Origin of the sequence: Streptomyces sp. NPDC017890 (genome assembly GCF_044328675.1) — a bacterium.
Taxonomy (GTDB): domain Bacteria; phylum Actinomycetota; class Actinomycetes; order Streptomycetales; family Streptomycetaceae; genus Streptomyces.
Map to the genome: position 1 here is coordinate 101,742 of NZ_JBIRHU010000026.1, position 12,465 is coordinate 114,206.

A 12,465-nucleotide genomic window follows, 5' to 3' on the forward strand; every position below is an offset into this window, starting at 1 on the left:
CGCCGCGGACACCACCCGCCTGCCCCCGTCCTGCCGTCCGGGCGGCTCCCCCGCGCGCCCGTCCGTGGCGGGGAATCCGCGCCGTCGAGCCGGCCCGCGCGCCCTTCCCGCCCCTTCCACCCCGGCTCGAGGTCGTGTCAAGCCCGCACCGCCACTGTGGACTTGCCGATGAGACCGCTTCGGGACCTGGGGCGGCGTCCATCGGAGGCGCCCGGGCCGGGACAGAGGCCACAAGCCCACTGTCCCGGCCCCTGGACCGTGTTCGGACCGCACTCGTCACTTTCCACCGCGCGCGCAGGTGCTCCGCGAGGAGCATCCCGGCATCCGGCGACCGCCCCCGCACCACGCGCCACCGGGCCCGCCGGCCCACCGGATCCACCGCGCCCGCCGGGCCCACCGGGCCGCCGCAGGAGCGGTACGGACGACAGGGCCGCACCGGCACGACCCGACCACGCCGAACGGACGAACCGCCGCCTGCGAAGGGGTAACCGACCATGGCACAACTCACCCTCCGGGAACTCGGCGCGATCATGCTCGAGTTCCAGGACCACGGGTCCGCGAGCGTCATCGACACCCGGGCCCTCGACGTCGTCTTCGAGGACCTGGAGTGCGACTCGTTGATGCTGCTCCAGACCACCGGCCGCATCCAGCGGGAGTACGGCGTGGAGCTGGACCGGGACCGGATCGCCGCCGCGGACACACCGCGCGCCCTGCTCGACCTGGTCAACACCGTCCTCGCGGAGGTGGCGGCATGAGGCTCAGCGGATTCAGCGAGGTCCTCCCCGGCGAGCCGGTCACCAACCGCGACATGGCCGAGCGCTTCGGCCTGCACGAGAAGTGGCTGGACATGATGACCGGGAACCGCTCCCGGTACTTCTGCCGGACGGACTCCCCGCCCTCCGTCCCCAAGAGCACCTCGGACCTCGCGGTGGCCGCGGCCACCGCCGCGCTCGCCGACGCCGGCACCGACGTGGCGTCCCTCGACTTCCTGGTGCTGACGACGGCCTCCCCCGACCACCTGATGCCGGCCACCGTGAACCTGGTCGCCGACCGCATCGGCCTCAACGACGTACCCACCTTCCAGCTGATGTCGGGCTGCGCCGGCGCCCTCACCGGCCTCTACACCGCCCGCGCGCTGCTGGCCTCCGGGCTGCGCCGGGGGCTGGTGATCGGCGCCGACACCTGCCTGAAGCTCTTCCCCTCCAGCGGCGAGATCGCCGGCATGTCACCGGCCGAGCTGATCAACTTCGCCCTGTTCGGGGACGGCGCCGGCGCGGTCGTCGTCGACGCCGACCCGGACGGGCCGGGGCTGCTGGTCGAGCACCTCTTCCTGCGGACCACCGGCATGGGCCGCTCGCCCGCGCAGGTCGCCCGCTGGTTCGGCACCGAGGGCGCGCCGGTGACGGACGGGCCCGACGGTCCGGTGCGCGAACCGTGGGGCGAGGAGGACTACAAGGCCATCGAGCACCACGTGCCGGAGCACGCCGAGACCATCTTCAAGGAGCTGGCGGCCGAGACCGGCTGGCGGCTGGACGAGGTCGAGCACGTGCTGCTGCCCCAGCTCAACGGTGTGATGACCGACGGCATCCGCAAGCGCCTGGGGGTCCGGCCCGAGCAGGCCGTCAACTGTGTCGCGGACACCGGCAACAACGGCAACGCCGTGCCCTTCGTCCAGCTCAACCGGGCCATGCAGCGCATCCGGTCCGGCCTCGGGACCGGCGGCCGGCTGCTGGTGGCGAACGTCGAGTCCTCCAAGTGGATCCTGTCGGGCCTGGCCCTGCGCCACCGGAACGGAGCCGTGCGATGACCACGGCCCCCGCCCGCCCGGCCGCCGGCGACCTGACGGAACTGCGCGCCCTGAAACGCGCCGGGGAACTCGGCGGCTCGGCCCACCGGGTGCGCACCGTCCTGGCCGCACTCGGCGACCCCCTCGACCGGGAGGCGGCCGGCGCGCTGCTCGGCGGCCGGGCGGCGCGCACGGCACTCGCGGAGTCCGGGGCGTTCACCCCCGTACCCCTGGCGCTGCTCGGCTCCTCCACCACCGATCCCGTACCGCCCCTGCTGACGGCCGCGCTGCTGGCCGAGGGCGTCCAGCCCGACACGGCGGCCACCGGCTTCAACCAGTGGCGGATGGAGATCCTGGCCGGCGCGCCGACGCTGAGGGAGCACCGGCCGGCCGTGACCGCCTGCCTCCTGGACGACACCGCCGTCTTCGAGAAGGTCACCGACCCGCTGGACGCCGACGAGGTGGTGGCGCGCTGTGCCGCGTTCCCCGCCGAACTGGCGTCCTGGCTCCAGGCGTACGAGCGTCATCTCGGCACCCTCGCGGTGCTGAACACCGTGCCGTTGAGCGCCGCCCGGCGCGAGCGGTTCGTCGACTACGCCACCCGGGCGCGCGTCGAGGCGGCCTGGCAGCGCATGAACGCGGCCGTGCTCGACCTCGCCGGACGCCCGGGCACCGTGGTGCTGTCCGCGGACGCGCTCGCCGAACGGGCCGGCGCCCGGTGGGCGGCCACCGACCGCATGCGGCACATCGCCGCGCACGCCTACGGCCCCCAGTTCCTGGACGCCTACGCCCGTGAGGTCGCCCGCGTGGTGCTGGCCCGGCTGGGCCGGTCCGCCAAGTGCCTGGTGCTCGACCTGGACCACACCCTGTGGGGCGGGGTCGTCGGTGACGACGGCGTGGGCGCGCTGAAGATCGGCGGTGCGTTCCCCGGGTCGGGCCACAGCGAGCTGCAGCGTCTGGCCAAGGACCTGTCGCGGCAGGGCGTGCTTCTCGCCGTGTGCTCGAAGAACGACGAGGCCGTGGCCCGCGAGGCGATCGACACGCACCCCGAGATGCTGCTGCGCACCGGGGACTTCGCCGCGTTCCGCGCCAACTGGGACGCCAAGCCCGGCAACGTCGCGGACATCGCCGCCGAGCTGAACATCGGCACCGACGCGATGGTCTTCGTCGACGACAATCCGGCCGAGCGCGGGCTGATGGCCCGTCAGCGTCCCGAGGTGACCGTCGTGGACCTGCCGGCCGATCCGGCCGGTTACGCCTCCGCGCTCGCCTCCTCCGGCCGGTTCAACCAGCTGCGGCTGACCGAGGAGGACCGCGGCCGGGGGGCGATGTACCGGGCCCGCGCCGAGCGGGAGCGGCTGCGCGAGACGGTCACCGACGTCGAGGACTACCTGCGCGAGCTGGGCACCACGATCACCGTGGAGGCCCACGGCCCGCTCAACGGCGCGCGGATCGCCCAGCTCTTCGGCAAGACCAACCAGTTCAACCTGACCGGCATCCGCTACGGCGCGGACGAGCTGGCCCGGGCGGTGGCGGACGGCTCGGCCGGCTGCTACGGCGTCCGGGTCACCGACGCGTTCGGCGACAACGGCCTGGCCGCCGCGCTGACCCTGGTCCGCGAACCGGACGGCGCCTGGCTGATCGAGAACTTCGTGCTCTCCTGCCGGGTGTTCTCCCGGTCCGTGGAGGACGCGATCGTCGGGCTCGTCCTGCGGGCCGCGCGGGAGGCGGGCGCCCCCGCCGTACGCGGGCGCCACGTGCCGACGGCGAAGAACGCGCGGTTCGCGGAGTTCTACCCCTCGCTCGGCTTCACCGGCCAGGGCGGCGACTTCCGGCACGACCTCACCCAACTCGCCGAGCTGCCCGCATGGGTGCGCATCGGCCCCGGCGAAGGAACCTTCCATGCCCCCTGAGGGAACAGCATCCGCCCTGGACGCGGCCGAGCGGACGGTCGTCGAGACGATCGCCCGGCTGCTGGACGCCGACGAGGACGCGCTCGGCGCGGACACCCCGCTGTCCGCCGTCGAGGGCTGGGACTCCGTCAACGCGCTGCGCGTCCTGGTCGCCCTGGAGCGCGAGACCGGTGCCCCGCTCGACTACGAGCGGTTCGCCGCGGCCGAGACCGCGGGCGACATCGGCGCGGTGGTGGCCGCCGCCGGGGAGCAGGCACCGTGAGCACCCCGATGGCCACCGTCCCGCTGCCCGCGGCGCGGCGGGGGACGTACGTCTTCCTGGAGGAAACGCGCCGCACCGCGCACGTGTACCTCATGGCGGACGTGGACGCCACCGCGCTGCGGGCCGCGCGGGCCGCGGCCGAGCGGCCCGCCTCCTACGTCAGTTACGTGGTGAAGGCCGCCGCCGACGTCCTCGGCAAGTACCCCGAGGCGCGCGCCGTGTTCCGCGGCGGCCGCGCGCCGCGGCTCAGCGTGTCGCCGTCCGTGCACGCCAAGGTCCTGTTCGACAAGACCGTCGACGGGCAGCGCTGCGTGGTCTCCGGCACGGTGCCGGACGTCCAGGACATGGACGTGCACGGGGTGCAGAGCACCATCGACGTCTACAAGAAGGCCCGGGTGGAGGACCCGGACGGGCCGTTCGCGCGGGTGCGCCGGCTCCAGCGGCTGCCGCTGCCCGCGTTCCGGCTGCTGTACCGGGTCATGTCCCGTGACCCGGGGCGGCGGGCCCTGCTGCAGGGCACCTTCGCGGTCACCTCGATCGGCCACGAGCCGGTCGGGGCGATCCTGCCGCTGATCTCCGGGACGCTCGGGTTCGGCGTCGGCCACATCGCCGACGCCGCCGCCGTACGTGCGGGCAGCGTGGTCGTCGCGCCCGTCCTGACCCTCTCGCTCGTCTTCGACCACCGCGTCATCGACGGCGCGATGGCCGCCGAAATCCTCGCCGGCGTGAAGAGCCGGCTGGAGAACTGGGAGCCGGCATGACCGATCACACCAACCCGCCCGTGGCCGGCCGCGCGCCGGCCGAGACCGACGTCCTCGTCATCGGGGGCGGCCCGGCCGGCTCCCTGCTCGCCACGCTGCTGGCCCGCCGCGGCATCCGTACCGTCCTGGTGGAGAAGCAGACCGACCTGGAGCGCAGCTTCCGCGGGGAGACCATCGCCGCGCCGTCGGTGACCTCGCTGAACCGGCTGGGTTTCGGCCCGGCCCTGCGCGCGCACGGCTTCCTGGAGACCACCTCGGTCACCACGGTCGCCGAGGGCCGCCCGGTACTGCACGTCGACTACCGCCGGTTCAAGGACCAGCCGCTGCCCATCGACATTCCGCAGCCCTCCCTGATCCGCATCTTCAACCGGGCCGCGGAGGACCTCCAGGGCTACGTCTACCTGAAAGGCTGGAGCTTCTCCTCGCTCATCGAGGAGGGCGGCGGGATACGCGGCGCGGTCCTCGGCCGGGGCCGCGAGGAGCGGGTACCGGTGCGCGCCCGGATCGTCATCGGCGCCGACGGACGCTTCTCCAAGGTCCGCAAGGCGTCCGGACTCGCCGCCGACATCCAGCCGATGGCCCGCGACTTCCTGTCGTTCAAGCTGCCCCGGCCGCCGGAGTGGGGCAGCGCCGCCCAGCTCGTCGTCGAGCGGGACAAGCACCTGGTGATCCTGCCGACCTTCCCGGACACGCTGCGCGTGGGCCACAACCTGCCCAAGCGGGGGCTGGGCGAGCTGCGCGCCGCCGGCTTCGACGCCTTCAAGCAGGGCATCATGCGGATCTCCCCGCAGCTCGCGCCGCTCGTCGACGAGCACCTGCGGTCCTGGGACGACACCGGCTTCCTGGAGATCTTCACCGCGGAGATGGAGGAGTGGGCGCGCGACGGCCTGCTGCTGATCGGGGACGCCTCGCACACCGCGACGCCGATCCTCGGCCAGGGGGTCAACCTCGCCATGCAGGACTCGATCGCACTGGTCCCGGTCCTGTCCCGCGCCCTCGCCCGCGGCGGCCCGGAACGGGTCGTCACCCGGGCCGAGCTGGCCGACTTCGTGGCGGCGCGGCGCGCGCACAAGACGCACGTCACCCGCTTCCAGCGGATGCAGGAGGCGGCGCTCGCGGTCGGCGACCCGCGCGGGGTGCGGCTGCGCCGGCTCCGCTTCCGCCTGCTCAACGCCTTCCCCGGCAAGTACCGGGTCTTCAACAAGGTCATCAACGCCCAGCACGCCATCGACGACGCCGACCTGGCCCTCGCCCGCACCGGCGGGCCGCGCGCGGCCGACGCCGCAGACCCGAGCACGACCGGCCCGAGCACGACCGGCCCGAGCACGACCGGCCCGAGCACGTCCGCCGCGAGCACGTTCGAGGTGAGCACGCATGACTGACGAGTCCCTGTCCACCGGACGGACGCCGGTGCCCATCGCGGTGATCGGCATGGCGGGCCGTTTCCCGGGCGCGCCGGACATCGACGCGTACTGGCGGCTGCTGACCGACGGCGCGGAGGCGGTGCGTCCGGTGCCGCCGGAGCGCTGGGACACCTCCGCGCAGCTCGACCCGGCCAGGAAGATCCCCTCGGTGGCCGCGCTCCTGGACGACGTCGACCAGTTCGACCCGGGCTTCTTCGGCATCTCGCCGCGCGAGGCGGAGGACCTCGATCCGCAGCAGCGGCTGATGCTGGAGATCGGCTGGCTGACCCTGGAGCACGCCGGTGTGCCGGCCGCCGCCGTCCGCGGCAGCCGCACCGGCGTGTACGTGGGCGCGCTGTGGCACGACTACCAGTCCAACCGCAAGGAGCGGGGCGTCCCGACCACCCAGCACACCGCCGTCGGCAGCGCCCTGGACATCATCGCGGCCCGCATCTCGTACTTCCTCGGGCTGCGGGGCCCCAGCATGGTCGTGGCGACGGGCTGCTCCTCGGGCCTGGTCGCGCTGGACCTGGCCGCGGGCGCGCTGCGCTCCGGCGACCTCGACGGTGCCTTCGTCGGCGGCGTCAACCTGATCCTGGCGCCCGACAACTCCATCGGGCTGACCCACTTCGGCGGCCTGTCTCCCGACGGCCACTGCCGGGCGTTCTCCGCCCAGGCCAACGGCTTCGTGCGCGGCGAGGGGGCGGTCGGGGTCTGGCTCAAGCGGCTGGACCGGGCGATCGCCGACGGCGACCGCGTCCACGGCGTCATCGTGGACAGCGCCGTCAACAACGACGGCGGCGGGCACAGCCTGGTCTCGCCCAACATCGAGGCGCAGGCGGACCTCCTGCGCCGGGTGTACGAGCGGGCGGGCGTCCCCCTGGACCGGCTCGCCTACGTCGAGGCGCACGGCACCGGCACCCTGCGCGGCGACCCGATCGAGACCGAGGCGCTGGGCAGCGCCCTGGGCCGGGCGCGCCCCGCCGGCTCCGGGCCGCTGCTCATCGGCTCCGCCAAGAGCAACATCGGTCACCTGGAGGCGGCGGCCGGACTGGCCGGGCTGGTCAAGACCGTGCTGGCGCTGCGGCACCGGCACATCCCGCGCAGCCTGCACGCCGAGGAGCCCAACCCGAGGATCCCGTTCGCGGAGCACAATCTGAAGGTCGCCACCGAGCCGGTCGACCTGCCGGCCGACGGCACCCTGTACGCGGGCGTCAACTCCTTCGGCTGGGGCGGCACCAACGCCCATGTGGTGCTGCGCACCCCGCCCCTGCACGAGCCCCCCTCGGTGCCCGCGCCCGGCGCGCTGCTGCTGCCGCTGACCGCGCACAGCGACGCCGCGCTGCGCCGCCGCGCCGAGGACGTGCTCGCCGCGCTGCCCCAGGACGCCGACGGTGTCGTACGCCTGGCCGGGTCGCTCGGCAACGAGCGCGACCACTTCCCGGCGCGCGCCGCGGTCACCGCCTCTGACGTGGCCGGACTGCGGGACCGGCTGGGCCTGTTCGCCGCCGACCCCGGCGCGGAGATCCCGGGGGTGGTCACGGGCCGGGCCAAGGAGCGCGGCCGGGTCGCCTTCGTGCTGCCCGGGCAGGGCTCGCAGTGGGCCGGCATGGGCCGGCGGCTGTACGCCGAGTCCCCGCTGTTCGCACAGGTGATCCGGCGCTGTGCCCGGGCTCTGGACCCGCACTTCCCGTGGGACCTGGAGGCCATCGTCTCCGGCACGGCGGGCGACGAGTGGCTGGAGCACGTCGAGATGCTCCAGCCGACCCTGTGGGCGATGTCCCTGGGCATCGCGGAGCTGTGGCGGGCCGCCGGCGTCGCACCGGACGTCGTGGTCGGGCACAGCCAGGGCGAGGTGACGGCCGCGACCATCGCCGGGCACCTGTCCTACGAGGACGGGGCGCGGATCATCGCGCTGCGCAGCCGGCTCGCCAAGCGCACCGCGGGCCGGGGGCGGATGCTCGCCGTCGACCTCGGGGTGGCGGAGGCGCAGAAGGCCCTGGAGGGCTTCGAGGACAGCGTGTCCCTGGCCGTGAACAACGGCCCGTCCTCCTGTGTGCTGTCGGGCGACACGGACGCGGTGCTGATGCTGCGGGAGCTGCTGGAGGCGGACGGCACGTTCTGCCGTCTGGTCAACGTCGACTACGCCTCGCACTGCCACCACATGGACGAGCTCACCGACGAGCTGGTCGAGGTGCTCGCGCCCGTGCGGCCCCGCCGCGGCGCCGTGCCGATGATGTCCACGGTGGTCGGCCGGGAGGTCGGCGGCGAGGAACTGGACGCCGCCTACTGGGCCGCCAACCTGCGCCGGCCCGTGATGTTCGCGGACGCCCTGTCCGCGCTGCTGGACGCCGGGGTCACCCACGTCGTGGAGATCAGCCCGCACCCCGTGCTGACGCCGGCCGTGGAGCAGCTGGCGGCCGCCCGACAGACACCCGTGGCGGTGCTGCCCAGTCTGCGCCGCGAGGAGGGCGCGCTCACCGACTTCACCCGCGCGCTGGGCCGCGCCTACACGGAGGGCCTGACTCCGTTCGGTGCGCTGCCCGCCCGGCCGGGGGCGGCCGTGCCGCCGTACCCGTGGCAGCGGTCCCGTTTCTGGCTGCCCGACGTGCCCCGGCGCAGCGCGGCGCCGGGCGGCGGCCTGGCCTTCGCCTTCACCCCGTCCGCCACCGAGCAGGACGTCCACGAGGGCCGTACCGAACTGTCCCCGCACGACCTGCCCTGGCTGCGCGACCACCGGGTGTACGACGCCGTGGTGCTGCCCGGCGCGGCGATGCTGGCGCTGGCGGTGGCCGCCGCCCGGGCCCGCACCGGTCAGAACCCCGAAGCCCTGCACTCCGTACGGTTCCGCAGCGATCTGACGCTCACCGACGAGCCGGTCCGCGTCGGTGCCCTGTGGCGTGAGGACGGCGCCGACTCGGCGGGCTTCACCCTCACCTCGCTGCCCGAGGGCGCGGACGCCTGGACCCGGCACGCCACCGCCCGCGTGGGCGCCGGCGGCCGGGACCTGCCGGCCCCGCCCGGGCTGCCCGCGGACGCCCGGGAACTGGACGCCGACACCTTCTACGCCGACTGCGCGGCCCGCGGACTGAACTACGGGCCCGCCTTCCGCGGCGTGACCGCACTGCGCGTGGCCGGCGACCGGGCGGCCGGGACCGTACGGCTGCCGGACTCCTGCCTGGCCGGGGTGCGCCCCGGCGAATTGCACCCCGCGCTGTGGGACGCCGCGCTCCAGGTCACCCTCGCCCTGGTGCCGGGCGGCGCCACGGTGGTGCCGACCGCCGTGGCCCGCGTCGACCTCGCGCTGGGCCCGGACGCGGTCGTCACCGCCGTCTCGGCGCACGCGCACCGCACCGGCGACGACACCTTCGACCTGGTCTGCCACGACGACGAGGGCCGGCCCGTACTGGGCATGACGGGCCTGCGGTTCCAGACCATCGAGGCGGGCGACGAGCAGCGGGTGGACCCGGCGCGGCTGCACCGGCTGGAGTTCCGGGCCGCCGACGAGACACCCGCGGCGCCCGCCGTGCGCACCGGCCACTGGGTGCTGTACGACGCCGCCGGCACCGGTCGGGAACTGGCCGCCGCGCTCACCGCCGAAGGCGCCACCGCCACGGTGCTGCCCGCCGGGCCGGACGCGGCGGAGAGGCTGCGGGAGGGCGGCACCCCGGACGGGCTGGTCTTCCTCGCACCCGGCGCCGGGCGTGGCCTCGCGGACCAGCGGGCCGGGCTGCTCGGACTCGCCGACCTGGTCCGGGCGGCCACCGCGCTGCCGGTGCCACCGCGGACCGTGGTGGTCACCGACGGGGCGCAGGGGGTGTCCGCCGACGAGTCACCCGATCCGGGGGCCGCGCTGTACTGGGGCTTCGGCCGGGTGCTGCGCCGCGAACACCCGGAGCTCGCCGCGTCGCTGGTGGACGTGCGCACCGCGGCCGGCGACTGGACCCGACCGCTCACCGCGCTGCTGCTGTCAGCGGACACCGAGGACCAGACCGTGCTGCGCGGCGACCGGCGCCTGGTGGGCCGGCTGGTGCGCGGCGAGGAGGAGGACCCGGTCACGGCACGGCTGCCGTGGACGGGGGCGGCCCAGCCGTTCCGGCTGCGCCCGGACGCGTCGGGCCTGTGGGAGGGGATGGTGTTCCGTCCACTGGCCCGCAGCGCGCCGGCCGCCGGCCAGGTCGAGGTGGCGGTCGAGGCGGCCGCCGTCAACTTCATCGACGTCATGAAGGCCATGGGCACCTACCCGGACGACTCCGCCGGTGCCGGGCTGCTGGGCGGCGAGTGCGCCGGCACGGTCACCGCGGTGGGCCCCGGGGTGACCGGGACCGCCGTCGGCGACCGGGTGGTGGCCTGCGGGTTCGGCGCCCTCGCCTCGCACCTGACGGCGCGCGCCGAGCACGTCAGGCCGCTTCCGGAGCAGCTGACGCCCGCCCAGGCCGCCGCCCTGCCGCTGGTCACCGCCACCGCCTGGTACTCCCTGGCCGAGAAGGCGGCGCTGGAGGCCGGGGAGACGGTACTGATCCACTCCGCGGCCGGCGGACTGGGCCTGGCCGCGGTCGGCGTGGCCCGCGCCCTGGGCGCCCACGTCGTCGCCACGGCCGGCACCGAGGCCAAGCGGGCGGCGCTGCGGGAGATGGGCATCGAGCACGTCCTGAACTCCCGCGACCTGTCCTGGGCCGACGAGGTACGGCGGATCACCGGCGGGCGGGGCGTGGACGTGGTCCTCAACTCGCTGGCGGGCGCGGCGATCGAGCAGGGCCTGGCCGTGCTCGCCGAGGACGGCCGGTTCATCGAGGTCGGCAAGCGGGACATCTACGCCTCGCGCACCCTCGGCCTGCGCAGCTTCGCCAAGGGCACCAGCTTCGCGGCCGTCGACGTGGCCGGTCTGATCACCCGCCGCCCGGCCCGCTTCGCGCGGATCCTGGACGCGGTCTGGCAGCGCGTGACCGACGGCACCCTGCCGCCGCTGCCCGTCACCGAGCACCCGTTCGCCGACGCCGCCGAGGTGCTGCGTTCCATGGCGCGCGGGGAGCACACCGGCAAGCTCGTGCTCACCGGGCCGGAGCGGGTCGCCTCCATCGCTCCGGAACCGCTGCCGGCGGGCCGGCTGCGCCCCGACGCCACGTACCTCGTCACCGGCGGGCTCGGCGCGCTCGGTCTGTCCCTCACGGAGTTCCTCGCGGACCGCGGCGCCCGCTCCGTCGTCCTGCTCGGCCGCTCCCGGCCCGGTGCCGCGGCCGAACGCCGCATCGAGGAACTCAGGACGCGGGGCACCGAGGTCCGCACACTCGCCGTCGACGTGGCCGACCGTACGGCACTGGCCACGGCGCTGGACGCCGTACGCGCCCAGCTGCCGCCGCTGCGCGGTGTGTTCCACGCGGCGGGCGTGCTCGACGACGCCGTCATCGGCAACCTGACGGCCGATCAGCTGGTGAAGGTCCTGGGACCGAAGGTCGACGGGTCACGCCACCTGGACGAGCTCACCCGGGACGACCCGCTCGACCTGTTCGTGCTGTTCTCCTCGGTGGCCGGCCTGGTCGGCAACCCCGGTCAGGCCGGGTACGCGGCGGGCAACGTCTTCATGGACGCGCTGGCCGAGGCCAGGCGGCGGCGGGGGCGGCCCGCGCTCGCCGTCCAGTGGGGTCCGTTCGCCGACATCGGCCTCGCCGCCGACGACGCGATCCGCGGTGACCGGCTCGCCGACCACGGCATGTCCGGGTTCGCCGCCGCGGAGGCCTGGCAGGCCCTCGCGCATCTGCTGGACGGGCCCGGCCGGGTGGTGTCCTACGTTCCGCTGGACGCCCGGCACTGGTTCGACGCCTACCCGGAGACCGCGGCCCAGCCCAGCTGGGGTGTCATGGCCTCCCTCGCCCGGGACGGCGGCGGGCCCGGCGGCGGCGAGGAGTTCCTGGGCCGGGTACGCCGGGCGGACGACGCCGAACGCCCGACGCTGGTCGAGGGCAAGGTCCGCGAGCTGGCCGGCCGGGTCCTGCGGCTCGAGGCCGGCTCCATCGACCGTGAAGCGCCCTTCAAGTCCCTTGGGCTTGACTCGTTGATGAGCCTGGAGCTGCGCAACAGACTGGAATCGGCGTTCGGCATGAAGCTGTCGCCCACGCTCCTGTGGACCTACGGGAGTACCGCGGCGCTCGCCGCGATGCTCGCCGGGCGCCTGACGGACCCGGCCGAGCCCGTCCAGAACTGATGCCGGCCGGGGGGGGGCCCGCCCCCCCCGGGCCCCCCCCCCCCCGGGGGGCGGCGCCCCCCCCCCCCCCCGGGGGCGGGGGGGGGCGGGCCCCCCCCCCCCCCCCCCCCCCCGCCCGGGGGGGGGGGGGGGGGGGCG

7 protein-coding genes are annotated in these 12,465 nt (G+C 75.2%); all 7 read left to right on the forward strand.

Annotation, left to right across the window (positions count from 1 at the left end; genetic code table 11):
• Nucleotides 1-494: 494 nt before the first annotated feature.
• The 7 genes from ACH4F2_RS29675 to ACH4F2_RS29705 are packed head-to-tail and all read left to right on the forward strand — an operon-like array spanning nt 495 to nt 12,327.
• Nucleotides 495-755 carry an acyl carrier protein gene (locus ACH4F2_RS29675; RefSeq protein ID WP_398135827.1) on the forward strand — a complete coding sequence of 87 codons (261 nt, stop codon included), beginning with the start codon at nt 495-497 and terminating at the stop codon, nt 753-755.
• Nucleotides 752-1,807, forward strand: coding sequence for a 3-oxoacyl-[acyl-carrier-protein] synthase III C-terminal domain-containing protein (locus ACH4F2_RS29680; protein WP_398135828.1), 1,056 nt, complete (start codon nt 752-754; stop codon nt 1,805-1,807). The genes ACH4F2_RS29675 and ACH4F2_RS29680 overlap by 4 nt, the downstream gene beginning before the upstream one ends.
• A complete protein-coding gene (locus ACH4F2_RS29685) occupies nt 1,804-3,699 on the forward strand; it encodes an HAD-IIIC family phosphatase (protein ID WP_398135829.1) in 1,896 nt (631 codons plus the stop codon). The genes ACH4F2_RS29680 and ACH4F2_RS29685 overlap by 4 nt, the downstream gene beginning before the upstream one ends.
• On the forward strand, nt 3,689-3,961 hold the full coding sequence (locus tag ACH4F2_RS29690) for an acyl carrier protein (protein ID WP_398135830.1): 273 nt from the start codon (nt 3,689-3,691) through the stop codon (nt 3,959-3,961). Before ACH4F2_RS29685 ends, ACH4F2_RS29690 begins: the two co-directional genes overlap by 11 nt.
• Nucleotides 3,958-4,722: a 2-oxo acid dehydrogenase subunit E2 gene (locus ACH4F2_RS29695; protein ID WP_398135831.1), complete on the forward strand. Its 765-nt coding sequence runs from the start codon at nt 3,958-3,960 to the stop codon at nt 4,720-4,722. Before ACH4F2_RS29690 ends, ACH4F2_RS29695 begins: the two co-directional genes overlap by 4 nt.
• A complete protein-coding gene (locus ACH4F2_RS29700; RefSeq protein ID WP_398135832.1) occupies nt 4,719-6,104 on the forward strand; it encodes an FAD-dependent monooxygenase in 1,386 nt (461 codons plus the stop codon). The genes ACH4F2_RS29695 and ACH4F2_RS29700 overlap by 4 nt, the downstream gene beginning before the upstream one ends.
• The gene (locus tag ACH4F2_RS29705; RefSeq protein WP_398135833.1) at nt 6,097-12,327 is read left to right on the forward strand and encodes an SDR family NAD(P)-dependent oxidoreductase; all 6,231 of its coding nucleotides are present in this window, start codon (nt 6,097-6,099) and stop codon (nt 12,325-12,327) included. Before ACH4F2_RS29700 ends, ACH4F2_RS29705 begins: the two co-directional genes overlap by 8 nt.
• Nucleotides 12,328-12,465 lie beyond the last annotated feature (138 nt).

Bases quoted from the DNA above. Each gene is read 5' to 3' on its own strand.
- ACH4F2_RS29680 (WP_398135828.1), top strand. From the start codon at position 752: ATGAGGCTCAGCGGATTCAGCGAGGTCCTCCCCGGCGAGCCGGTCACC.
- ACH4F2_RS29690 (WP_398135830.1), top strand. From the start codon at position 3,689: ATGCCCCCTGAGGGAACAGCATCCGCCCTGGACGCGGCCGAGCGGACG.
- ACH4F2_RS29700 (WP_398135832.1), top strand. From the start codon at position 4,719: ATGACCGATCACACCAACCCGCCCGTGGCCGGCCGCGCGCCGGCCGAG.
- ACH4F2_RS29675 (WP_398135827.1), top strand. From the start codon at position 495: ATGGCACAACTCACCCTCCGGGAACTCGGCGCGATCATGCTCGAGTTC.
- ACH4F2_RS29705 (WP_398135833.1), top strand. From the start codon at position 6,097: ATGACTGACGAGTCCCTGTCCACCGGACGGACGCCGGTGCCCATCGCG.
- ACH4F2_RS29685 (WP_398135829.1), top strand. From the start codon at position 1,804: ATGACCACGGCCCCCGCCCGCCCGGCCGCCGGCGACCTGACGGAACTG.